The 22846-nt window shown below is 52.8% G+C and carries 15 protein-coding genes and 5 pseudogenes; 12 read left to right on the plus strand and 8 right to left on the minus strand.

The window, feature by feature from the left end:
- Positions 1-71: 71 nt before the first annotated feature.
- From fepD to fepC, 3 genes are read left to right on the plus strand one after another with little or no spacing between them, the layout of a single operon-like run.
- Positions 72-1076 carry a Fe(3+)-siderophore ABC transporter permease gene (fepD, locus tag CRI63_RS03635; RefSeq protein WP_001295314.1) on the plus strand — a complete coding sequence of 335 codons (1005 nt, stop codon included), beginning with the start codon at positions 72-74 and terminating at the stop codon, positions 1074-1076.
- Positions 1073-2065: an iron-enterobactin ABC transporter permease gene (fepG, locus tag CRI63_RS03640; protein ID WP_135486527.1), complete on the plus strand. Its 993-nt coding sequence runs from the start codon at positions 1073-1075 to the stop codon at positions 2063-2065. The genes fepD and fepG overlap by 4 nt, the downstream gene beginning before the upstream one ends.
- Positions 2062-2877: an iron-enterobactin ABC transporter ATP-binding protein gene (gene fepC / locus CRI63_RS03645; protein WP_135404626.1), complete on the plus strand. Its 816-nt coding sequence runs from the start codon at positions 2062-2064 to the stop codon at positions 2875-2877. Before fepG ends, fepC begins: the two co-directional genes overlap by 4 nt.
- Here the strand turns inward: fepC and wzz(fepE) are convergent.
- From wzz(fepE) to fes, 4 genes and pseudogenes are all read right to left on the minus strand, one after another.
- Positions 2874-4007: an LPS O-antigen length regulator Wzz(fepE) gene (gene wzz(fepE) / locus CRI63_RS03650; RefSeq protein ID WP_135404627.1), complete on the minus strand. Its 1134-nt coding sequence runs from the start codon at positions 4005-4007 to the stop codon at positions 2874-2876. The genes fepC and wzz(fepE) overlap by 4 nt on opposite strands.
- A 216-nt stretch (positions 4008-4223) precedes the next feature.
- Positions 4224-8105 (minus strand): enterobactin non-ribosomal peptide synthetase EntF, encoded by a 3882-nt coding sequence (gene entF, locus CRI63_RS03655; protein WP_135518511.1) that lies wholly within the window; start codon positions 8103-8105, stop codon positions 4224-4226.
- Positions 8102-8320 carry an enterobactin biosynthesis protein YbdZ gene (ybdZ, locus tag CRI63_RS03660; protein ID WP_000885782.1) on the minus strand — a complete coding sequence of 73 codons (219 nt, stop codon included), beginning with the start codon at positions 8318-8320 and terminating at the stop codon, positions 8102-8104. The genes entF and ybdZ overlap by 4 nt, the downstream gene beginning before the upstream one ends.
- A 2-nt stretch (positions 8321-8322) precedes the next feature.
- Positions 8323-9524 (minus strand): annotated as a pseudogene (fes, locus tag CRI63_RS03665) (enterochelin esterase).
- Between the two features lie 242 nt (positions 9525-9766).
- Between fes and fepA the strand changes: the two are divergent.
- Positions 9767-12008 (plus strand): annotated as a pseudogene (gene fepA / locus CRI63_RS03670) (siderophore enterobactin receptor FepA).
- 174 nt (positions 12009-12182) lie between these two features.
- Positions 12183-12803, plus strand: a complete 621-nt coding sequence (gene entD / locus CRI63_RS03675; RefSeq protein ID WP_135518513.1) for an enterobactin synthase subunit EntD — start codon at positions 12183-12185, stop codon at positions 12801-12803.
- A 121-nt stretch (positions 12804-12924) separates the two neighbouring features.
- On the opposite strand, the gene hokE (CRI63_RS23890) is transcribed toward entD, so the two are convergent.
- Positions 12925-13077 carry a type I toxin-antitoxin system toxin HokE gene (gene hokE, locus CRI63_RS23890; protein WP_240782712.1) on the minus strand — a complete coding sequence of 51 codons (153 nt, stop codon included), beginning with the start codon at positions 13075-13077 and terminating at the stop codon, positions 12925-12927.
- Between hokE (CRI63_RS23890) and CRI63_RS24795 the strand changes: the two are divergent.
- A pseudogene (locus CRI63_RS24795) lies at positions 13046-13275 on the plus strand (hypothetical protein). The gene hokE (CRI63_RS23890) and the pseudogene CRI63_RS24795 sit on opposite strands and share 32 nt — an antisense overlap.
- Before the next feature lie 152 nt (positions 13276-13427).
- Here the strand turns inward: CRI63_RS24795 and hokE (CRI63_RS03685) are convergent.
- Positions 13428-13580, minus strand: coding sequence for a type I toxin-antitoxin system toxin HokE (gene hokE / locus CRI63_RS03685; protein ID WP_000956465.1), 153 nt, complete (start codon positions 13578-13580; stop codon positions 13428-13430).
- Here hokE (CRI63_RS03685) and CRI63_RS24800 point away from each other — a divergent pair.
- The 6 genes and pseudogenes from CRI63_RS24800 (at position 13549) to ybdG (ending at position 18123) form a co-directional block, all read left to right on the plus strand.
- Entirely contained in the window at positions 13549-13824 is a 276-nt protein-coding gene (locus CRI63_RS24800) for a hypothetical protein (protein ID WP_135518516.1), read from the plus strand. The two genes, hokE (CRI63_RS03685) and CRI63_RS24800, sit on opposite strands and share 32 nt — an antisense overlap.
- A gap of 209 nt (positions 13825-14033) precedes the next feature.
- Positions 14034-15152, plus strand: a complete 1119-nt coding sequence (locus CRI63_RS03695; protein WP_135518518.1) for a YbdK family carboxylate-amine ligase — start codon at positions 14034-14036, stop codon at positions 15150-15152.
- Positions 15153-15217: 65 nt separating this feature from the next.
- A complete protein-coding gene (locus tag CRI63_RS03700; protein ID WP_135518520.1) occupies positions 15218-15466 on the plus strand; it encodes a DUF1158 domain-containing protein in 249 nt (82 codons plus the stop codon).
- Positions 15467-15530: 64 nt separating this feature from the next.
- Positions 15531-15899, plus strand: a complete 369-nt coding sequence (locus CRI63_RS03705; protein WP_135409646.1) for an MmcQ/YjbR family DNA-binding protein — start codon at positions 15531-15533, stop codon at positions 15897-15899.
- A gap of 93 nt (positions 15900-15992) precedes the next feature.
- Entirely contained in the window at positions 15993-16646 is a 654-nt protein-coding gene (gene nfsB / locus CRI63_RS03710) for an oxygen-insensitive NAD(P)H nitroreductase (protein ID WP_130206403.1), read from the plus strand.
- A gap of 228 nt (positions 16647-16874) precedes the next feature.
- Positions 16875-18123, plus strand: a pseudogene (ybdG, locus tag CRI63_RS03715) (mechanosensitive ion channel YbdG).
- 86 nt (positions 18124-18209) lie between these two features.
- On the opposite strand, the gene pheP reads toward ybdG, so the two are convergent.
- Together pheP and cusA are read right to left on the minus strand one after the other, a co-directional pair.
- Positions 18210-19592, minus strand: coding sequence for a phenylalanine transporter (gene pheP, locus CRI63_RS03720; RefSeq protein WP_064529014.1), 1383 nt, complete (start codon positions 19590-19592; stop codon positions 18210-18212).
- Positions 19593-19693: 101 nt separating this feature from the next.
- Positions 19694-22839 (minus strand): annotated as a pseudogene (gene cusA, locus CRI63_RS03725) (Cu(+)/Ag(+) efflux RND transporter permease subunit CusA).
- Between the last annotated feature and the right edge of the window lie 7 nt (positions 22840-22846).

A 22846-nucleotide genomic window follows, 5' to 3' on the forward strand; every position in this document is an offset into this window, starting at 1 on the left:
TAGGCTGCACATGCTAACATATCCAAATAAGATCGATAACGATAATTAATTTCATTATCATGGAAGTTCGTATGTCTGGTTCTGTTGCCGTGACACGCGCCATTGCCGTGCCCGGATTGCTGTTATTACTGATTATCGCGACGGCATTAAGCCTGCTCATTGGGGCAAAATCACTCCCCGCTTCCGTAGTGCTGGAGGCCCTCTCCGGCACCTGCCAGAGCGCCGACTGCACCATCGTGCTCGACGCGCGACTGCCGCGCACCCTTGCCGGTTTACTGGCCGGCGGCGCGCTTGGGCTTGCCGGGGCGTTAATGCAAACCCTCACCCGAAACCCACTTGCCGACCCCGGCTTGCTTGGCGTGAACGCCGGAGCCAGCTTTGCCATTGTGCTGGGAGCTGCGCTGTTTGGTTACTCATCCGCGCAGGAACAACTGGCGATGGCCTTCGCTGGGGCGCTGGTGGCCTCGTTGATTGTTGCCTTTACCGGCAGCCAGGGCGGCGGGCAGTTAAGTCCGGTGCGTTTAACCCTGGCGGGCGTGGCGCTGGCGGCGGTGCTGGAAGGGCTGACCAGCGGCATCGCCCTGCTTAATCCTGACGTCTACGATCAACTGCGTTTCTGGCAAGCCGGTTCGCTGGATATTCGCAATCTACATACCTTAAAAGTGGTGCTGATCCCGGTGCTGATCGCCGGAGCAACTGCGCTATTACTGAGTCGCGCGCTGAACAGTTTGAGCCTCGGCAGTGACACCGCGACGGCGCTGGGCAGTCGCGTGGCGCGCACACAGTTGATTGGTCTGCTGGCGATTACCGTGCTTTGTGGTAGTGCGACGGCGGTAGTTGGCCCGATTGCCTTTATTGGCCTGATGATGCCGCACATGGCGCGCTGGCTGGTAGGTGCCGATCATCGCTGGTCGCTGCCCGTCACGCTACTTGCCACCCCTGCCCTGCTGCTGTTTGCCGATATCATCGGGCGGGTGATTGTGCCCGGTGAACTGCGCGTTTCCGTGGTCAGTGCGTTTATTGGCGCGCCGGTGCTGATCTTCCTCGTGCGACGTAAAACACGAGGTGGTGCATGATTTACGTCTCTCGCCGATTAATCATCACCTGTTTGCTGCTGGTTTCCGCCTGTGTGGTTGCAGGTATCTGGGGATTACGCAGCGGTGCCGTCACGCTGGAAACCTCGCAGGTATTCGCCGCGTTAATGGGCGATGCGCCGCGCAGTATGACGATGGTGGTCACCGAATGGCGTTTACCACGCGTGCTGATGGCGCTGTTGATTGGCGCGGCACTGGGCGTCAGCGGCGCGATTTTTCAGTCGCTGATGCGTAACCCGCTCGGCAGCCCTGACGTAATGGGCTTTAACACCGGGGCGTGGAGCGGCGTGCTGGTGGCGATGGTGCTGTTTGGTCAGGACCTGACGGCTATCGCGCTGGCAGCAATGATGGGCGGCATTGTCACTTCGCTGTTGGTCTGGCTGCTCGCCTGGCGTAACGGTATCGATACCTTTCGGTTGATTATCATCGGTATCGGTGTTCGTGCCATGCTGGTGGCCTTTAATACCTGGCTGTTGCTGAAAGCGTCTTTAGAAACGGCGCTAACAGCGGGTTTGTGGAATGCCGGATCGCTCAACGGCCTGACGTGGGCAAAAACCTCGCCTTCCGCGCCCATCATTATATTGATGCTCATTGCCGCCGCCTTGCTGGTGCGGCGAATGCGCTTGCTGGAAATGGGCGATGATACCGCGTGTGCGCTGGGCGTCAGCGTCGAACGTTCGCGGCTGTTAATGATGCTGGTTGCAGTGGTGCTTACCGCTGCGGCAACAGCGCTTGCCGGGCCGATTTCCTTTATTGCTTTAGTCGCGCCGCACATTGCCCGACGCATTAGCGGCACCGCTCGCTGGGGGCTGACCCAAGCGGCGCTGTGCGGGGCGCTGTTACTGCTGGCAGCCGATCTCTGCGCCCAACAACTGTTTATGCCGTATCAACTTCCGGTTGGCGTCGTTACCGTCAGCCTCGGCGGTATTTACCTTATCGTCTTGTTAATTCAGGAGTCTCGCAAAAAATGACCGAATCAGTAGCCCGTTTGCGCGGCGAACAGTTAACCCTCGGATATGGCAAATATACCGTTGCGGAAAATCTGACTGTAGAAATACCTGATGGTCACTTCACGGCGATTATCGGGCCAAATGGCTGCGGTAAATCCACGTTACTGCGTACCTTAAGCCGCCTGATAACGCCTGCTCACGGGCATGTCTGGCTGGATGGCGAGCACATTCAACATTACGCCAGTAAAGAGGTTGCACGCCGGATTGGTCTGTTGGCGCAAAATGCTACCACACCGGGAGATATCACCGTGCAGGAGCTGGTAGCGCGTGGGCGTTACCCGCATCAACCGCTGTTTACCCGCTGGCGCAAAGAAGATGAAGAAGCGGTAACGAAAGCGATGCAAGCCACGGGAATCACCCATCTGGCGGATCAAAGCGTGGATACCCTTTCTGGCGGACAACGCCAGCGGGCGTGGATCGCGATGGTGCTGGCCCAGGAAACGGCAATTATGCTGCTCGACGAACCCACAACCTGGCTGGATATCAGTCATCAGATTGATTTGCTGGAGTTGTTAAGCGAGCTGAACCGCGAAAAAGGCTATACCCTGGCGGCGGTGCTGCACGATCTTAATCAGGCCTGTCGTTACGCCAGCCATTTGATTGCATTGCGGGAAGGGAAAATTGTTGCGCAGGGAGCGCCGAAGGAGATTGTCACTGCTGAATTGATCGAGCGCATTTATGGCCTGCGCTGCATGATTATTGACGATCCAGTTGCCGGAACGCCGCTCGTGGTGCCGCTCGGACGAACGGCACCTTCAACCGCGAAGATTTAAACTAAGTGGTCTGCCATCATGGCATCCTGTTTTCTGGATGCCATCGCATGGCGCAACAGCACGCCACCACAAGCCACCATACCGCCGATCAACGCGGAAAGGATCACAATAATCGCTTTGCCCGGACCGTCTTTTTTCACCGGCAACGTCGGACGCAACTGATATTTAAACGGCGTAAAATCAACATCGTTGACATTTGCTTTTGTTAATTGCTCGACAAGATACTGACGATTACGTAATTCACCATTCAGTTCCGCAACGTCAGTGACTGCTTTTTCAATTTCCAGTTTGCGTTCAATACCGTCTGCGCCGAGAGAAATAGAAAAATCAGGGTCATCTTTTACTGCCTGACCATTACTGTAAACAGGTTTTTTAATGCCTGCTGCATTAGCAATATCGAGTGAATAATTGAGACGCTGAATGTTTGCATCAAGTTGGTTTTTCGTTTTAATGCGATCCTGCGCCAGTTTTTCTTTTTCAAACTGGGTTTTGATTTCCAGTTTATTACGGACGTTTTCTATCGACTCTTTCACCACCAACGCAGAGATATAATCGATATACCCGGCCAACACTTTCTGTGCCTCTTCACTGGTGGGTGCGGTGAAACTTAGCGTCCAGGAAGTATATAACGCGGACGGCTCATTTTTCTTACTGGCGTTGTCATCAACCGCTTTCATCTTCTCGCTCAATGTGACAATAGCCCGATGCAACTCCTGTTCATCAATTTTCGCCTCTTTCAATTGGTTCATAACATACGGGGATGAACGAAGATAATCTTCCAACAAACTAATGGACTGAAACTTCTTGATAAACAGGTTAAATGCTTCTGTACGATCAATTTTGATATCCAGATCCAGTACCCGAAGGTTAGTAAATGTTTTCTCCAGATCTTGCCATTGAACAGGTTCTGCCGGCGTTACAACCGCCGCACTGGTCCATTTTTGCGGTAGGATAAATGACACCAGCAACCCGATACAGGCAAAGGCAAAAACGACAGCCATGATCTGTTTTTTTGCGTGCCATAAAACTTCGATAAGATTAAGTAAATCAATTTCATTATTACTGGCTGGCGCCAGATGATAATCGGGAAAATGCGAGTCGCTTTCCTGCTTAATATTCAGTGTTGACATACGGTATAACCTGAAAATGAGTCCAATGAGGGTAAATTTCCACGGCGCACACTTTACCAGTTGGTGAGAATTATCCGAAGCTGAACTTTGTAAATTCCACGCAGCAAACGCAATGTTTGGCGCATTTTCAGACAAACCACTCAGCAAATATTAATACAACAAATAACAAAATCCATAATTATTTATCGTAATTATGGATTTGCATTTAAGATAAAGTTATTTATTTAGAGCAGCACGAATAATTGGTCCAATTTTTTCAAATGCTATTGGAGAAATAATATCCACATGCGCGCAATCCTGACGATAAATATCCAGCTCAGCTATCCACGGCGACCAGGCGCGTTCGGGGCTCATACTTTCCTGAAGTGTACGCTCCGCAACAAACAGCGTCGCTTTGCCATCAAACGGTACGCTATGGGCGGTGGTTAACAAGCGCACAGCATCAGCGTAGTTGCCTTCAATGGTGGTAAACAACTCCGTTGAAGTACTTCCCTGCTGTGCCGCCAGGAAGGCCTCGCGTTCGCGGTTAATCTCCGCCAGCACTTCCGGGTCCAGACCATTAGCCTCTTTTTCCTGCCAGTTTTGCGTTTCTGGCGGCCAGGTATCCAGCAAGCCAAGAAATGCCACCTGTTCGCCACGGGCACGCAGTCGCGCCGCAATACCCTGCGCCAGCGTACCGCCAAGGGAATACCCCAGCAGGTAATAAGGGCCGTGCGGTTGTTGCTCAAGTAGCGTTGCCAGATGCGCTTCGCAGACTTCATCCAGGTTTGCCGCCGTCTGCATGGGGCCATGAGGGCGCGGCGACTGAATGCCGATAATCGACCATTGTGGATCGAGATAACGCGAGAGCACGCTAAACTGCCAGGCAAAACCGGATGCCGGATGGAAACAAAACAGCGTCGGGCCATTACCTTCACGCAACGGCAGAATGGTTTCGAATCCCATGCGCCGGGAGCTGTCTTCTTCACCATCAATAATCGTTGCCAGTTTAGCGACGGTTGACGCGACCATCACCTGCCCCGGCGTCACCTGGCGGGCAAACTGCCGACTTAACTGCGCTGCCAGTTTCATTGCCAGTAGCGAATGACCGCCAAGTGCAAAGAAATCAGCATCGGCATCCTGCACGTCACAACCCAGCAACGACGAGAATGCCGCGGCGATAATCGTTTCACTGCCCGCTTTCGGCGCACGCCCAGGCGCTTGTACCTTCAGTTCAGGCAACGGTAAGGCTTTGCGATCCAGCTTGCCGTTGGCGCTAAGAGGTAACTGTGGAAGTTGCAGCAGAACCACGGGCACCATATGCGGTGGCAATGTTTCGCGAAGCTGCGCCTGCAATGCGCTGGTATCCAACGGCAGGCCCGATTGCGACACCAGATAGCCCACCAGTTGACGCGCATCACCACCAGTGGCTGCCGCCTGGTTAATCACACAGGCATGAGTAACGGCCTGTTCGACATCCGGCAGCGCCTGCATCACGCGGTCGATTTCGCCCAGTTCGATACGCTGCCCGCGAATTTTTAGCTGATCGTCACTGCGCCCGAGGTACTCCACCGCACCGTTATCCAGCCAGCGGGCAACGTCTCCGGTACGGTACATCCGTTCACCTGGGGCAAAAGGATCGGCAATAAAGCGGCTGGCGGTCAGATCGGGGCGTCCAAGATACCCCTGCGCCAGTTGAATACCGGTGAGATAGAGATCACCCGCCACACCCGGCGGCACCGGATGTATCATCGCATCAAGAATACGCAGACCCGTATTCCATACCGGATAACCAATCGGCACACTGCTGCCGCGCACCTGTGCCAGTTCCTCGCCAAAAGCCGGATACCAGCTGACATCTACCGCCGCTTCCGTCGGGCCATATAGATTATGCAACGGCACGCCGGTTAACTGTTGCCATTCGCGGCATAAATCAGCCGGTAAGGCTTCACCGCTACAGAAAACCTGTTTCAACGTCGCGCAACTCTGGCGAGCGGTTTGTGGTGTCAGCGAAGCAACAAATGCCGCCAGCATCGACGGCACAAAGTGCGTGGTCGTTACGCCATATTCGGCAAAGAATTGCTGCATAGCGAGCGGGTCGCGGTGCGCTTCCGGTTCAGCCATCACCAGTTTAGCCCCGGCAATAAACGGCCAGAAAAACTCCCACACCGAGACATCAAAACTGCACGGCGTTTTTTGGGCAACGACATCTTCGCCTGTAAGCGGGTAGTGGTTTTGCATCCACAGCAGGCGGTTAACGATAGCCGTCTGCCCGACCATTACTCCTTTCGGCCTGCCGGTGGAGCCAGAGGTAAAGATGATATAGGCCGTGTGATGCGGTTGTGAAAGTTGCAGCGGCGCACTGCCCTGTGCGGTAAGCGGGGCGTTATAGCAAAGGCTGGTTAAATCAGGAACATCGGCAAAGCGCGGCAGTTGATCGTCGGTGGTGATTAACAGCGACGGACGCGCATCTTCCAGCATCATTTTCAGGCGATCGTCCGGATAGCCGGTATCCAGCGGTAACCAGGCCGCACCTGCTTCAACAATCGCATGTAGCGCCAGGGTCAAAAAGACCGAGCGCGGTAATGCCACCGCCACGCTGTCGCCCGGTTTAACGCCGCGCTCACGCAACAGATTCGCCAGCGCCACCACCTGCTCGCGCATTTCCCGATAGCTGAACTGGTAACGCGCATCTGCCAGCGCCGGAGCATCCGGTGTTTTTGCCGCTTGTTCTGCCACCAGCGCGCTTAGCGTGGTTTCTGGAATCTCAACCTGAGTGGCGTTGATCTGCGCCAGCTGCGCATATTCACCTGGCAGAATAATATCGACATCACCGCACAACAGCGCCGGATCCGCGGCGAACTGGGCGATCAGCATTTTCAGGCGTTCAGCATGCTGGATTAACGTTGGCTCATCGTAACGCTGTTTATTGGCGAGGATCTCAATACTCAAATCACCGTGTTCATCCGGGAACAGCGCCAGTTCAAGGTCATTAACCGGACCGGTTGCCAGGGTATGGGTTTGCGCCTGAACACCAGGAATATCCAGTTGGTAATCAAATACCTTGATATTGAGTACCGGACCAAACAGCGGTTCATCACCTGCCGCTCGCCCGCTGTCACGGACAATTTGTTCGGCATCGTAACGTTGATGACGACGCATTTTTTTCAGTTGTGCTGCCAGTCGGGTTGCCAGTTCCGGTAGCGTTTCTTGTGCCGCAATGTGAATACCCAACGGCAAAACGTTGAGCACGGGTCCGGTAGCCGTCAACGCCGCCGAGCCCAGTCGACGCATAAAGATAAATCCGGCGGCGTAGTCCATGCGATTGCACAATCGCCCCAGCCACAAAGCCGTCAGCGCAAGGGCTAAATCGGTACGCTGCACACCTGAAAGTTGCGTAGCCAGCTGGCGGAATTCCCCGTCGGTAAATTCCAGTTTCAGGCGCAAAATATCTGCCGAAGCGCTACGCCCCGGTAAAGGTGCCGGAGAAAGTGACGCGGGCGGTGGCAGTTGACGACGCTGTTCCGCCCAGAATGCCGCATCACGCTGCCAGGCTTCGCTTTCGCGGTATTGCTGGTACTCTTCCACTACATCAGCGAAAGGCGTAAACGGCGAAGCAGGCGTTGGTTCGCCACGCAGCCATGTGCAGTAAATATTGGCGATCTGGCGGGTAATGGCCGGGAAACTGAAGCCATCGACCAGCAAATGGTGATAACGCTGATACCAGTACCAGCGGTTATCCGCCACCTGTATCAGCTGATGAAAGACCAGTGGTTTACCGCTATCGACGCGCAGATCTTGTTGCAAATCCGCCTGCATTAATGCCTGCGCAGTACCGTGCGGATCAATGTTGGTTCGCAGGTCGATAATTTCTGGCAGTTCGAACGTCAGCGCATCATCGACCCATTGCCAGACTTCGCCGTTATCTTCCGTAAAACGCATCCGCAGTGTATCTGCTTGCGCTAATCCGGCAACCACCGCGCGGGCCAGTAATGGCACATCAACCTCTCCGGTTAACTCAACGTAATGCGCCACGCTCCAGGCGGAGGGTAAATCCGACAGTTTTTCTGCCATCCAGATGCCGGGCTGTGCAGCGACCAAAGGTAAATGCTGGCTCATTGCGCCTCCTGCAACTGGGTGAAATTCGCCGGTGTCAGAGTACGCCAGTGGGCTTCCAACCACTGCTGGCAGGACTCTTGTGACTGCGGCTGACACACAATGTCCCAGCCTGCAGGTAAGGCGCATTGTTGCGGCCACAGACTGAATTGCCCCTGCGCATTGCGCAAAATGTAAAACGCTCCCTGTGGATCATCGAAGGGATTACTGAATGCCATATTCAACTCCTGTCATGGAAAAGTGGTTGCCAGAGGTCGATTAGCCCCTGCATCAAGCCACCGCGCCAACAAAGCGCATCATGTCCGCCGTCAACCTGACGCCAGAAAATGGATTCTTTTATGGGGTGTAATTGCGCATACAGCGCCTGATTGGCCCGCATGATCATCGGCTCGCGAATACCCGCTTCCAGCACAATGCGCAGACCTTCGGCGCTAACTTCACCAGCTTTAAGTTGCTCAAGTAAAACACCTTCTTGCTGCCCGCCCCGATGCGGCCACCAGTACGATCCTGACTGGCTTAATACACAGCCAAAGCGTTCAGGCCAGTGCAGTCCGGCATACAGCGCGGAAAGCCCACCAAAACTCTGCCCGGCGACCACGGTGCGATCGGCGCGATCGCTAAAAGGGGCAATAGCTTTCACCAGGGGTAATAACTCTTGCTGTACTGCCAGCCAGAAATCGGCATTACACGGCAGTTCGTGGGCGCGGTGCGTGGTGTCGATAGCGTCGATCAACACATACACGGCGGGAGGAAGTTGCTGACGATGGGTCAGCGAAGTCAGCACAGGCCAGACGGGCATACTCTGCGCCCAAAATTCGCCATCGAGCAAAACTGCCAGCGGGCGTTCTTCTGCTGGTACATCGCCGGTGGTAAAAATCCATACACGCCGTGAATTTTTCAACCGTTCACTTTTCCAGATAATATCTTTGGCAGGCGTTTCTGGCGCTTGCGGACAATCCCAACCAGGTTGCACGGGCGCTTGCGGCATTTCGAGTGCAGAAACAGCGTGCCCTCGCCCGCCTTTCCAGCTTTGTGGATTCAGCGGATCGCTATCGCCTGGGGTAATAGTTTTCGCCAGCCTTCACGTAATTCGAGGCGATCGGGGGATGGTGCAGAAAAAATGTCATCGCGTTCGGTGGGAATAAAACAGTAGCTGCCGCGCCAGTTGGCATTGAGTTGTGTCGTCCACTGCCAGACGTTGGTACCTGCAATTCGCTGCATCGACTGGGGGCGGCTATTTTGATGGTGATCGGTGACGCCAGTAATGTAGACCCATACGCGCTTTATCGTCGAGTAGTCTTCAGAACCTTGTGGATCACGCCACCAGAAAGTGACCTCAAACATTTCGTCATTAAGACGCTGCCATTCAGGGCCATGTTTCAACTGCCACCAGCTATCACTTCCCACCTTTAACGCCGCCACATCATAACCTTATGTTTATTGTGAATTTTTTCATTGATTGCAGAAATATATTGATAATATTATTGATAACTATTTGCATTTGCAATAGCGTAATGGCGCGCCGTGGGAAGCGCGGACATTTATTAACCAACTGCACTGCGTGTCTTTCAGGATCAAAGGTTTTCGCGGTAGCGGGATGCGTCGTGTTGATGACGACCATGCCCGACAGTTGCAATTCGTGGCAAAAATGCAGGAATAAAACAATGAACAAGAAGATTCATTCCCTGGCCTTGTTGGTCAATCTGGGGATTTATGGGGTAGCACAGGCACAAGAGCCAACTGATACTCCTGTTTCACATGACGATACCATTGTCGTTACCGCCGCAGAGCAGAACTTGCAGGCGCCTGGCGTTTCGACCATCACCGCAGATGAAATCCGCAAAAACCCCGTTGCCCGCCGATGTGTCGGAAATCATCCGTACCATGCCAGGCGTTAACCTGACCGGTAACTCCACCAGTGGTCAACGTGGTAATAACCGCCAGATTGATATTCGTGGTATGGGTCCGGAAAACACGCTGATTTTGATTGACGGCAAACCGGTCAGCAGCCGTAACTCTGTACGTCAGGGCTGGCGTGGCGAGCGCGATACCCGTGGTGATACTTCCTGGGTGCCGCCAGAAATGATTGAACGTATTGAAGTTCTGCGTGGTCCGGCAGCTGCGCGTTATGGCAACGGCGCGGCGGGCGGCGTGGTTAACATCATTACCAAAAAAGGCAGCGGTGAGTGGCATGGCTCCTGGGATGCTTATTTCAACGCCCCAGAACATAAAGAGGAAGGTGCCACCAAACGTACCAACTTCAGCCTGACCGGCCCGCTGGGTGATGAATTCAGCTTCCGTTTATATGGCAACCTCGACAAAACTCAGGCTGACGCGTGGGATATTAACCGGGGGCATCAGTCCGCGCGTGCCGGTACATATGCGGATACGCTGCCCGCCGGGCGCGAAGGGGTGATCAACAAGGATATTAATGGCGTAGTTCGCTGGGACTTCGCGCCTCTGCAATCACTTGAACTGGAAGCAGGCTACAGCCGCCAGGGCAACCTGTATGCGGGCGACACACAGAACACCAACTCCGATTCCTATACCCGCTCAAAATATGGTGATGAAACTAACCGCTTGTATCGCCAGAACTACTCGCTGACCTGGAACGGCGGCTGGGATAACGGCGTGACCACCAGCAACTGGGTACAGTACGAACACACGCGTAACTCACGTATTCCGGAAGGTCTGGCGGGCGGCACTGAAGGGAAATTTAACGAAAAAGCGACGCAAGATTTCGTCGATATCGATCTTGATGACGTGATGCTGCACAGCGAAATTAACCTGCCGATTGATTTCCTTGTTAACCAGACTCTGACGCTGGGTACGGAGTGGAATCAGCAGCGGATGAAGGACTTAAGTTCCAACACCCAGGCGCTGACCGGAACGAATACTGGTGGTGCTATTGATGGCGTGAACGCCACCGACCGTAGCCCATATTCAAAAGCAGAAATTTTCTCGCTGTTTGCCGAAAACAACATGGAGCTGACTGACAGCACCATCGTAACGCCGGGGTTGCGTTTCGATCATCACAGCATTGTTGGCGATAACTGGAGCCCGGCGCTGAACATATCGCAAGGTTTAGGCGATGACTTCACGCTGAAAATGGGCATTGCCCGCGCCTATAAAGCGCCGAGCCTGTACCAGACTAACCCGAACTACATTCTCTACAGTAAAGGTCAGGGCTGTTACGCCAGCGCGGGCGGCTGCTATCTGCAAGGTAACGATGACCTGAAAGCGGAAACCAGTATCAACAAAGAGATTGGTCTGGAGTTCAAACGCGACGGCTGGCTGGCGGGCGTCACCTGGTTCCGTAACGATTATCGCAATAAGATTGAAGCGGGCTATGTGGCTGTAGGGCAAAACGCAGCCGGCACCGATCTCTATCAGTGGGATAACGTGCCGAAAGCAGTGGTTGAAGGTCTGGAAGGATCGTTAAACGTACCGGTTAGCGAAACGGTGATGTGGACCAATAACATCACTTATATGCTGAAGAGTGAAAACAAAACCACGGGCGACCGTTTGTCGATCATCCCGGAATATACGTTGAACTCAACGCTGAGCTGGCAGGCACGAGAAGATTTGTCGATGCAAACGACCTTCACCTGGTACGGCAAGCAGCAGCCGAAGAAGTACAACTATAAAGGTCAGCCAGCGGTTGGCCCGGAAACCAAAGAAATCAGTCCGTACAGCATTGTTGGCCTGAGCGCTACCTGGGATGTGACGAAGAATGTCAGTCTGACCGGCGGCGTGGACAACCTGTTCGACAAGCGTTTGTGGCGTGCGGGCAATGCCCAGACCACAGGCGATCTGGCAGGAGCCAACTATATCGCCGGTGCTGGGGCGTATACCTATAACGAGCCGGGACGTACGTGGTACATGAGCGTAAACACCCACTTCTGATGCTAACGTCAGATTGTTGACAAAGTGCGCGTCGTTCATGCCGGATGCGGCGTGAACGCCTTATCCGGCCTACAAAAATCTTGCCAATTCAATATATTGCAGGATCACGTAGGCCTGATAAGCGTAGCGCATCAGGCAGTTTTGCGTTTGTCATCAGTCTCAAATATGGTCGACATGAAAACTACGCATACCGCCCTCCCCTTTGCCGGACATACGCTGCATTTTGTTGAGTTTGATCCGGCGAGTTTTCGCGAGCAGGATTTACTCTGGCTGCCGCACTACGCGCAACTGCAAAACGCTGGACGGAAACGCAAAGCCGAACATTTGGCCGGGCGGATCGCTGCTGTTTATGAGTTGCGGGAATATGGCTATAAATGTGTACCCGCAATCGGCGAGCTACGTCAACCTGTGTGGCCTGCGGAGGTATACGGCAGTATTAGCCACTGCGGGACTACGGCATTAGCCGTGGTATCTCGTCAACCGATTGGCATTGATATCGAAGAAATTTTTTCTGCGCAAACAGCGGCAGAATTGACAGACAACATTATTACCCACACTGAACACGAGATTATTACAGGCTGCGATTTACCTTTCCCTATGGCGCTTACACTGGCATTTTCAGCAAAAGAAAGTGCATTTAAGGCAAGCAAGTTACAGACAGAACAAGGTTTTCTGAATTATCAGATAATTAGCTGGAATAAACAGCGGATCATCATTCGACTAGAGGATGAGCAGTTTGCTGTGCACTGGCAGCTTAAACAAAAGATAGTCATAACGCTGTGCCAACACGATTAATTGACAACATCTGGTACGGTTCGCCCGCAGCCATCACTGACCGCGGGCGAAAGTGTAATGCAGGTGCCTTACCATCCTGACCTGACAACCGGATATGCGGGGATTACTCCCCGCACAACGGCTACTTCTTCGGTTCGTAAGCGAGAACAGCCTTAAACTCAATATTACGTTCCTTTACGGTGAACTCACACAGTGAGTCTCCGACCAGAAGCGTAAATCCCAGCACCGTTAAACACAGCACTATGACTACCACAAGGGCATATTTCGTCAGCATGTTTATATTGCCTCCATGCGAAGAAGGGACTACCATCCGAGTTGTTGAGGTTCGGAGTGGCAGCCCCAGGGTTGATAGAAATATCTCCTGGGGCTTCATCTTTCCAGACCTCAGAGTAAACCTGAAACCGGAAAGCTTCAGGCACCCGCCGTTATCTTACCCTTCCTTAGCAAAATAGCTGTTTATTTATACAGTTAATCCTGTTTCGGACTTCTGTCGGCAAAACTGATCATTGCCCTTAAAACGAAATCGCCCGCAGCCATCACTGACCGCGGGCGAAAGTGTAAAGCAGGTGCCTTACCATCCTGACCTGACAACCGGATATGCGGGGATTGCTCCCCGCACAACGGCTACTTCTTCGGTTCGTAAGCGAGAACAGCCTTAAACTCAATATTACGTTCCTTTACGGTGAACTCACACAGCGAGTCTCCGACCAGAAGCGTAAATCCCAGCACTGTTAAACACAGCACTATGACTGCCACAAGGGCATATTTCGTCAGCATGTTTATATTGCCTCCATGCGAAGAAGGGACTACCATCCAAATTGTTCGGGTTTGGAGTGGCAGCCCCAGGGTTGATAGAAATATCGTCCTGGGGCTTCATCTTTCCAGACCTCAAAGTAAACCTGAAACCGGAAAGCTTCAGGCACCCGCCGTTATCTTACCCTTCCTTAGCAAAATAGCTGTTTATTTATACAGTAAATCCTGTTTCGGACTTCTCACTCCCCATTTGATCAACCGAAGCTGAACCCGTTTTTTCTGCATGCCTCAATCGTCAAAATTCTTCGCCGCCAGCCAGCTATGACGCAACTGGTCACATTGCAAAAGTAGCCAAATTGCTTCAGTCACAATCAGTTCACCATCACCAAAGAAAGAAACATTCCAAGAACTTCCGCATCTCGCCCAGCCGCTCCGACTTCTATACTGAATAGAAAAACGCCAACATAAGAGAAACCTATGCCATTACCCGATTTTCATGTTTCTGAACCTTTTACCCTCGGTATTGAACTGGAAATGCAGGTGGTTAATCCGCCGGGCTATGACTTAAGCCAGGACTCTTCAACACTGATTGACGCGGTTAAAAATGAGATCACGGCCGGAGAGGTAAAGCACGATATCACCGAAAGTATGCTGGAGCTGGCGACGGATGTTTGCCGTGATATCAACCAGGCTGCCGGGCAATTTTCAGCGATGCAGAAAGTCGTATTGCAGGCAGCCGCAGACCATCATCTGGAAATTTGCGGCGGTGGCACGCACCCGTTTGGGAAATGGCAGCGTCAGGAGGTATGCGATAACGAACGCTATCAACGAACGCTGGAAAACTTTGGCTATCTCATTCAGCAGGCGACCGTTTTTGGTCAGCATGTCCATGTTGGTTGCGCCAGTGGCGATGACGCCATTTATTTGCTGCACGGCCTGTCACGGTTTGTGCCGCACTTCATCGCCCTTTCCGCCGCGTCGCCGTATATGCAGGGAACGGATACGCGTTTTGCCTCCTCACGACCGAATATTTTTTCCGCCTTTCCCGATAATGGCCCGATGCCGTGGGTCAGTAACTGGCAACAATTTGAAGCCCTGTTTCGCTGCCTGAGTTACACCACGATGATCGACAGCATTAAAGATCTGCACTGGGATATTCGCCCCAGTCCTCATTTTGGCACGGTGGAGGTTCGGGTGATGGATACCCCGTTAACCCTTAGCCACGCGGTAAATATGGCGGGATTAATTCAGGCTACCGCCCACTGGTTACTGACGGAACGCCCGTTCAAACATCAGGAGAAAGATTACCTGCTGTATAAATTCAACCGTTTCCAGGCCTGCCGTTATGGTCTGGAAGGCGTCATCACCGATCCGCACACTGGCGATCGTAGGCCACTAGCGAAAGACACCTTGCGTTTACTGGAAAAAATCGCCCCTTCCGCACATAAAATTGGCGCATCGAGCGCAATTGAAGCATTGCATCGCCAGGTCGTCAGCGGTCTGAATGAAGCGCAGCTGATGCGCGATTTCGTCGCCGATGGCGGCTCGCTGATTGGGCTGGTGAAAAAACATTGTGAGATCTGGGCCGGTGACTAAGTCGGGAATTGCCTTACAGAAGAATATCCCTGACAATGGTGTTTTAACTTACATTTAACAATATTATGAAACACCCTTTAGAAACCTTGACCACCGCAGCAGGCATTTTGCTGATGGCTTTCCTCTCTTGCCTGCTGCTGCCCGCCCCCGCACTGGGGCTGACGCTGGCACAAAATCTGGTGACCACGTTCCATCTGATGGATCTTAGTCAGCTTTACACTTTATTGTTTTGCCTGTGGTTTTTAGTGCTGGGCGCTATTGAGTATTTTGTTCTGCGCTTTATCTGGCGACGCTGGTTCTCGCTGGCGGATTAAACGTCGATTATCGTCGTGCTTCGCGGCATACTTTGCTTATTCTCCTTCGCCTAAAGGAACGTTTATGGATAAGCAATCACTGCACGAAACGGCGAAACGCCTGGCGCTTGAGCTGCCTTTTGTCGAGCTTTGCTGGCCGTTTGGCCCGGAGTTTGATGTGTTTAAAATTGGCGGAAAGATTTTTATGTTGTCGTCAGAACTGCGCGGCGTTCCCTTTGTCAATTTGAAGTCCGATCCACAAAAATCCCTGTTAAATCAGCAGATATACCCAAGCATTAAGCCAGGGTATCACATGAATAAAAAGCACTGGATTTCGGTTTATCCCGGCGAGGAAATCTCCGAAGCGTTACTTAGCGATCTGATCAACGACTCCTGGAACTTAGTGGTTGATGGTTTAGCAAAGCGCGATCAAAAAAGAGTGCGTCCGGGCTAAAGTGGAAATCTATAGCGCATTTTTCCCGCTTACCATTTCTCGTTGAACCTTGTAATCTGCTGGCACGCAAAATTACATTCACATGGAGTCTTTATGGATATCATTTCTGTCGCCTTAAAGCGTCATTCCACTAAGGCATTTGATGCCAGCAAAAAACTTACCCCGGAACAGGCCGAGCAGATTAAAACCCTGCTGCAATACAGCCCATCCAGCACCAACTCCCAGCCGTGGCATTTTATTGTTGCCAGCACGGAAGAAGGTAAAGCGCGTGTTGCCAAATCCGCTGCCGGTAATTACGTGTTCAACGAGCGTAAAATGCTTGATGCCTCGCACGTCGTGGTGTTCTGTGCAAAAACTGCGATGGACGATGCCTGGCTGAAGCTGGTTGTTGACCAGGAAGATGCCGATGGCCGCTTTGCCACGCCGGAAGCGAAAGCCGCGAACGATAAAGGTCGCAAGTTCTTCGCCGATATGCACCGTAAAGATCTGCATGATGATGCAGAGTGGATGGCAAAACAGGTTTATCTCAACGTCGGTAACTTCCTGCTCGGCGTTGCAGCGCTGGGTCTGGACGCGGTACCCATCGAAGGTTTTGACGCCGCGATCCTCGATGAAGAATTTGGTCTGAAAGAGAAAGGCTATACCAGTCTGGTGGTTGTTCCTGTAGGTCATCACAGCGTTGAAGATTTTAACGCGACGCTGCCGAAATCTCGTCTGCCACAAAGTATCACCTTAACCGAAGTGTAATTCTCCTGACAGCCGGGACCCTATCCCGGCTCAGATTGCTGACAAAGTGCCTTATCCTGCCTACAAGTTCGTGCCAATTCATTCAAGGTAGGCATGATAAGCGTAGCGCATCAGGCAATTTTATATTTGCCATCAGCCCTCGCAGGAAATTCTCCCATCAGATTCTCCTGATTTGCATAACCCTGTTTCAGCCGTCATCATAGGCCGCTGTTGTATATAGGAGACGTTATGCAGGATTTAATATCCCAGGTTGAAGATTTAGCGGGTATTGAGTTTGATCACACCACCTCGATGGTGATGATTTTCGGTATTATTATTCTGACCGCCGTTGTAGTGCATATTATTTTGCACTGGGTGGTACTGCGTACCTTCGAAAAAACGCGCCATTGCCAGTTCACGGCTGTGGCTGCAAATCATTACCCAGAATAAACTCTTCCACCGTTTAGCTTTTACCCTCCAGGGGATTATCGTCAATATTCAGGCGGTATTCTGGCTGCAAAAAGGCACCGAAGCGGCTGATATTCTGACCACCTGCGCGCAGTTGTGGATCATGATGTATGCGCTGCTTTCTGTCTTCTCTCTGCTGGATGTTATTTTGAATCTGGCACAGAAATTCCCCGCGGCAAAGCAGTTGCCGTTAAAAGGGATATTTCAGGGGATTAAACTGATCGGCGCGATTCTGGTCGGCATTTTGATGATCTCACTGCTGATTGGTCAGTCGCCAGCAATTCTGATCAGTGGTCTTGGCGCGATGGCCGCCGTGCTGATGTTGGTGTTTAAAGATCCGATTCTTGGTCTGGTTGCAGGTATTCAGCTTTCCGCAAACGATATGCTGAAACTGGGCGACTGGCTGGAAATGCCAAAATACGGCGCGGATGGCGCGGTGATCGATATCGGCTTAACCACCGTCAAAGTGCGCAACTGGGACAATACTATTACCACTATTCCCACCTGGTCGCTGGTATCTGACTCCTTTAAAAACTGGAGCGGGATGTCAGCCTCTGGCGGGCGGCGTATTAAGCGCAGTATCAGTATTGATGTCACCAGTATTCGTTTTCTTGATGAAACTGAAATGCAGCGGCTGAATAAAGCGCATCTGTTAAAGCCTTATTTAACCAGTCGCCATCAGGAAATTAATGAGTGGAACCGCCTGCAAGGGTCTACGGAGTCAGTATTAAACCTGCGCCGAATGACCAATGTTGGAACCTTTCGTGCCTATCTGAACGAATATCTGCGCAATCATCCGCGGATTCGCAAAGATATGACCTTAATGGTGCGCCAGTTAGCTCCTGGTGATAACGGTTTACCGCTCGAGATCTATGCGTTTACCAACACCGTGGTGTGGCTGGAATATGAAAGCATTCAGGCTGATATATTCGATCACATATTTGCGATCGTCGAAGAGTTTGGTCTGCGACTTCATCAGTCGCCAACCAGCAATGATATTCGCTCCCTGGCAGAAGCATTTAAGCAGTAATTAAAAAACCGCTCTCATCGAATGGATGAGAGCGGTTGTCATCGTGTTGTCGGATGCAGCGTGAATGCCTTATCCAACCTGCACTATTATTTCGCTTTCCGACGCAGCGTTTTAAACGCCACAAACAGGAATACAATCCATACCGGCAGCAGAATTGCCGACAAGCGCATATCATCCATCGTGCACATCAGCAGCAAAATCATGCCGAGGAAGGCAATGCAGAGATAGTTGCCGAACGGATAAAGCAGCGCCTTAAACTGTGTTTCACGCCCCTGACGTCGCATCGCTGCACGAAAACGCAGATGCGCCAGACAGATCATAATCCAGTTCAACAGCAGCGTTGCTACCACCAGCGCCATCAGCAGACCAAACGCTTTTTGCGGCAGCAGATAGTTGATTAACACCACCAGCGAAGTGATCGCTCCGGAAAGCATCAGCGAGTTGATCGGCACGCCGCGATGGCTAACACGGGTAAGAAACTTCGGCGCATTCCCCTGCACAGAAAGACCAAACAGCATCCGGCTGTTAGAATAAACCCCGCTGTTGTACACCGATAATGATGCCACCAGAATGACGAAGTTCAGCGCAGAAGCTACCACGTTGCTGTCGAGATTATGGAAAATCATCACAAACGGGCTACTGTTGGATTTCACTTCCACCCACGGATAGAGTGCCAGTAAAACCACCAGTGAACCGATATAAAACAGCAGGATGCGATACACCACCTGATTCACTGCTTTCGGGATGCTTTTTTCCGGATCGCGCGCTTCAGCGGCAGTAATCCCAATCAGCTCCAGACCGCCGAAGGAGAACATAATTACCGCCAGCGACAAAATCAGCCCATTCCAGCCGGTGGCAAAAAAACCACCGTAGCGCCAGAGGTTATCGATACTGGCTTTCTCGCCGCCGTGACCAGAAAACAGCAGCCACAGGCCAAAGCCGATCATGCCGATGATCGCCAGCACTTTAATCAGCGCAAACCAGAACTCGGTTTCGCCATATAAGCGCACGTTCACCAGGTTAACGGCGTTGATGATAATAAAGAAGGCGGCAGCCCAAATCCACGTTGGAACATCCGGGAACCAGTACTGCATATAGATGCCCGCAGCAGTCAGCTCTGCCATTCCCACCAGCACGAACATCACCCAGTAATTCCAGCCAGAGAGGAAGCCCGCGAACGGTCCCCAGTATTTATAGGCAAAGTGGGCAAATGAACCGGATACCGGCTCCTCAACCACCATTTCGCCAAGCTGGCGCATAATCAGGAAAGCGATGATCCCGGCGACGCCGTAGCCCAGCAATACAGCCGGACCCGCCATCTGAATCGCCGGGCCAATGCCAAGAAACAGACCAGTACCAATTGCGCCACCCAGCGCAATCAGTTGAATATGACGGTTATGTAATCCGCGATGAAGCGTCGGCTCTTGATTCGACGCAGTATCTTCCGATACGGTTGACGCGTTTTTCACGCCTTTCCCCTGTGTGTCTTTTTTGTTGAGGGGCACCTTTTAACATTTAGTGCCCATCGTCGCAAGACACAATCCACACGGTTAAACGGGGTATCCTGCTTTTATTTCCGTACCCGATGTCGGTGCAGCCACATCAGCTTATACGCCGCCGGGATAATAAACAGCGACAGCAAAGGCGCGGTGATCATGCCGCCAATCATCGGCGCGGCGATGCGACTCATCACCTCTGAACCTGCCTCCCGTTCCCCACAGAATCGGCAGCAGACCGGCGATAATCACCGCCACCGTCATCGCTTTCGGGCGCACGCGCAGTACCGCGCCGTGATACAACGCCTCATCCAGCTTCTGCTCGCTGAATGTTTGTGGATCATCCAGCGACGGCTCGGCCTCTATGGCGTGACGTAAATACATCAGCATCACCACGCCAAATTCGGCGGCGACCCCGGCAAGGGCGATAAAGCCAGTGCCCGTTGCCACAGAAAGATGAAAGCCCATCCACCACAGCAACCAGATGCCGCCCACCAGCGCAAACGGTACGCTGCTGATAATCAGCAACGCTTCGCCCACCCGACGGAACGCCAGATATAACAGCACGAAGATGATCATCAACGTCATCGGCACCATGAGTTTCAGCTTATGGTTGGCGCGCTCCAGTAGCTCGAACTGCCCGGAAAACGCCACGCTGGTGCCTGGTTTCAACTGCACTTTCTCAGCAATCGCTTTTTGCAGATCGTGAACCACCGACACCATGTCACGATCGCGGGCATCGATATAAATCCAGCTCGTCGGGCGCGCATTCTCGGTTTTCAGCATCGACGGTCCGGTAGAGACTTTAACGTCGGCTACGTCTGCCAGGGTAATTTGCTGCTTCATCGGCGTCAGGATCGGTAGCTGGCGCAGCGCCTGCGGACTATCGCGCCAGCTTTGCGGATAACGCAGATTAATTGGATAACGGGCAATCCCTTCCACCGTTTCGCCAACCATCGCCCCGCCCACCGCAGAGGTCACAAACAACTGCACATCCGCCACCGTCATACCGTAACGCGCGGCTTTTTCACGGTTAATCTCAACGTTGATATAGCGCCCACCTTCCAGACGCTCGGCAAGGGCAGAAGCCACGCCTGGCACCGTTCGCGCCACGTCTTCAATTTGCTCTGCCATCGCGTCGATATCCGCCAGCACAGTGCCGGAAACTTTAATGCCGATGGGGCTTTTAATGCCAGTTGAGAGCATATCGATACGGTTACGAATTGGCGGCACCCACAGATTCGCCAGCCCCGGCAGACGCACGGTGTTATCCAGTTCTTCAATGATTTTGTCCATCGTCATGCCAGGCCGCCACTGATCCTGCGGCTTAAGCTGGATGGTCGTTTCTACCATCTCCAGCGGAGCAGAATCGGTGGCGGTTTCCGCTTTCCCGGTTTTGCCAAATACCCGCGCCACTTCAGGTACGCTCATAATTAGCTTGTCGGTTTTTTGCAGCATACTCGCCGCCTCTGCTGCGGAAATCCCCGGCAGCGTCGATGGCATATACAACAAGTCGCCTTCATTGATCTGCGGTAAAAATTCCCCGCCAACTTTATTAAGCGGCCAGAGAACCGTCAGCACCGAAAGCGCCGCCACCAGCAGCGTGGTTTTCGGCCAGTGCAGTACTTTCAGCAACAGCGGATGATAAATACGAATCAAAAAGCGATTGAGCGGGTTACTGCTTTCCGGTGGAATTTTGCCACGGATCCAGTAGCCCATCAGGATAGGGATCACTACGATCGCCAGCAGCGCCGCGCCCGCCATCGCATAAGTTTTGGTGAACGCCAGCGGGCCAAACAGACGCCCTTCCTGCCCTTCCAGGGTGAAGATCGGGATAAACGACAACGTGATAATCAGCAGACTGATAAACAGCGCCGGACCCACTTCAACAGATGCATCGGTGATCACCTGCCAGCGCGTTTTATTATCCAGCCTGGTGTCAGGATGCTGGTGCTGCCACTCTTCCAGCCGTTTATGCGCATTCTCGATCATGACGATGGCGGCATCGACCATCGCCCCCGACGGCAATCGCAATGCCGCCCAGAGACATAATATTGGCGTTCAGTCCCTGAAAGTGCATGACAATAAAAGCAATACACAACCCCAGCGGCAACGAAATAATCGCCACCAGCGCCGAGCGCACATGCCAGAGAAACAGCGCGCAGACTACCGCCACCACAATAAACTCTTCCAGCAACTTGCCGCTGAGGTTGTCGATGGCGCGGTCAATGAGCTGGCTGCGATCGTATGTTGTAACTATCTCCACGCCTTCCGGCAGACTACTTTTCAGCGTTTCCAGTTTGTCCTTCACGGCAGCGATCACTTCACGGGCGTTTTTGCCGGAGCGCAGGATCACCACTCCGCCCGCCACTTCGCCTTCGCCATTCAGCTCGGCAATGCCCCGGCGCATTTCCGGGCCAATCTGGACCTTCGCAACATCACGCAGATAAACAGGCACGCCATTTTCACTGGCTTTTAAGACGATGTGATTAAAGTCGTCGAGCGTTTGCAGATAGCCGCTGGCGCGCACCATATATTCCGCTTCCGCCAGTTCGATCGACGAACCGCCCGCTTCCTGGTTTGAAGCATCCAGCGCGCTTTTTACTTCGGCGAGACTGATGCCATACTGCGCCAGGCGCTGAGGATCGATAACCACCTGATACTCTTTCACCACACCGCCCACCGACGCCACTTCCGCAACGTCAGGGATGGTTTTTAGCTCATATTTGAGAAACCAGTCCTGCAATGAGCGTAAATCGGCCAGATCGTGCTTACCGCTGCGATCCACCAGTGCATATTCATAGATCCAGCCAACACCCGTGGCATCTGGCCCCAGCTCGGCGCTGACTCCCGCAGGCAGCTTACCCTGTACCTGGTTGAGGTACTCCAGCACCCGCGAGCGCGCCCAGTACGGATCGGTGCCATCTTCGAAAATGACATACACATAAGAGTCGCCAAACTGCGAGAAACCGCGCACAGTCTTCGCGCCAGGCACCGACAACATGGTGGTGGTTAGCGGATAAGTCACCTGATTTTCAACGATTTGCGGTGCCTGACCGGGATAGCTGGTTTTAATAATCACCTGTACATCAGAGAGATCCGGCAGTGCATCCACTGGCGTGTTAATGATGGTCCAGGTGCCCCAGATGCTCAGAAACAACGCGCCCATCAGTACCAGAAAACGGTTCGCCACCGAGCGACGAATAATCCATTCAATCATTGGTTAT

The sequence above is a fragment of the Escherichia sp. E2661 genome (assembly GCF_004745185.1).
Classification (GTDB): Bacteria; Pseudomonadota; Gammaproteobacteria; order Enterobacterales; family Enterobacteriaceae; genus Escherichia.

What these genes read in the sequence shown, in the direction of transcription:
- fepD (WP_001295314.1), top strand. Translation starts at nt 72, where the DNA reads ATGTCTGGTTCTGTTGCCGTGACACGCGCCATTGCCGTGCCCGGATTG.
- fepG (WP_135486527.1), top strand. Translation starts at nt 1,073, where the DNA reads ATGATTTACGTCTCTCGCCGATTAATCATCACCTGTTTGCTGCTGGTT.
- fepC (WP_135404626.1), top strand. Translation starts at nt 2,062, where the DNA reads ATGACCGAATCAGTAGCCCGTTTGCGCGGCGAACAGTTAACCCTCGGA.
- entF (WP_135518511.1), bottom strand. Translation starts at nt 8,105, where the DNA reads ATGAGCCAGCATTTACCTTTGGTCGCTGCACAGCCCGGCATCTGGATG.
- ybdZ (WP_000885782.1), bottom strand. Translation starts at nt 8,320, where the DNA reads ATGGCATTCAGTAATCCCTTCGATGATCCACAGGGAGCGTTTTACATT.
- entD (WP_135518513.1), top strand. Translation starts at nt 12,183, where the DNA reads ATGAAAACTACGCATACCGCCCTCCCCTTTGCCGGACATACGCTGCAT.
- hokE (WP_240782712.1), bottom strand. Translation starts at nt 13,077, where the DNA reads ATGCTGACGAAATATGCCCTTGTGGTAGTCATAGTGCTGTGTTTAACG.
- CRI63_RS24800 (WP_135518516.1), top strand. Translation starts at nt 13,549, where the DNA reads ATGACTGCCACAAGGGCATATTTCGTCAGCATGTTTATATTGCCTCCA.
- hokE (WP_000956465.1), bottom strand. Translation starts at nt 13,580, where the DNA reads ATGCTGACGAAATATGCCCTTGTGGCAGTCATAGTGCTGTGTTTAACA.
- CRI63_RS03695 (WP_135518518.1), top strand. Translation starts at nt 14,034, where the DNA reads ATGCCATTACCCGATTTTCATGTTTCTGAACCTTTTACCCTCGGTATT.
- CRI63_RS03700 (WP_135518520.1), top strand. Translation starts at nt 15,218, where the DNA reads ATGAAACACCCTTTAGAAACCTTGACCACCGCAGCAGGCATTTTGCTG.
- CRI63_RS03705 (WP_135409646.1), top strand. Translation starts at nt 15,531, where the DNA reads ATGGATAAGCAATCACTGCACGAAACGGCGAAACGCCTGGCGCTTGAG.
- nfsB (WP_130206403.1), top strand. Translation starts at nt 15,993, where the DNA reads ATGGATATCATTTCTGTCGCCTTAAAGCGTCATTCCACTAAGGCATTT.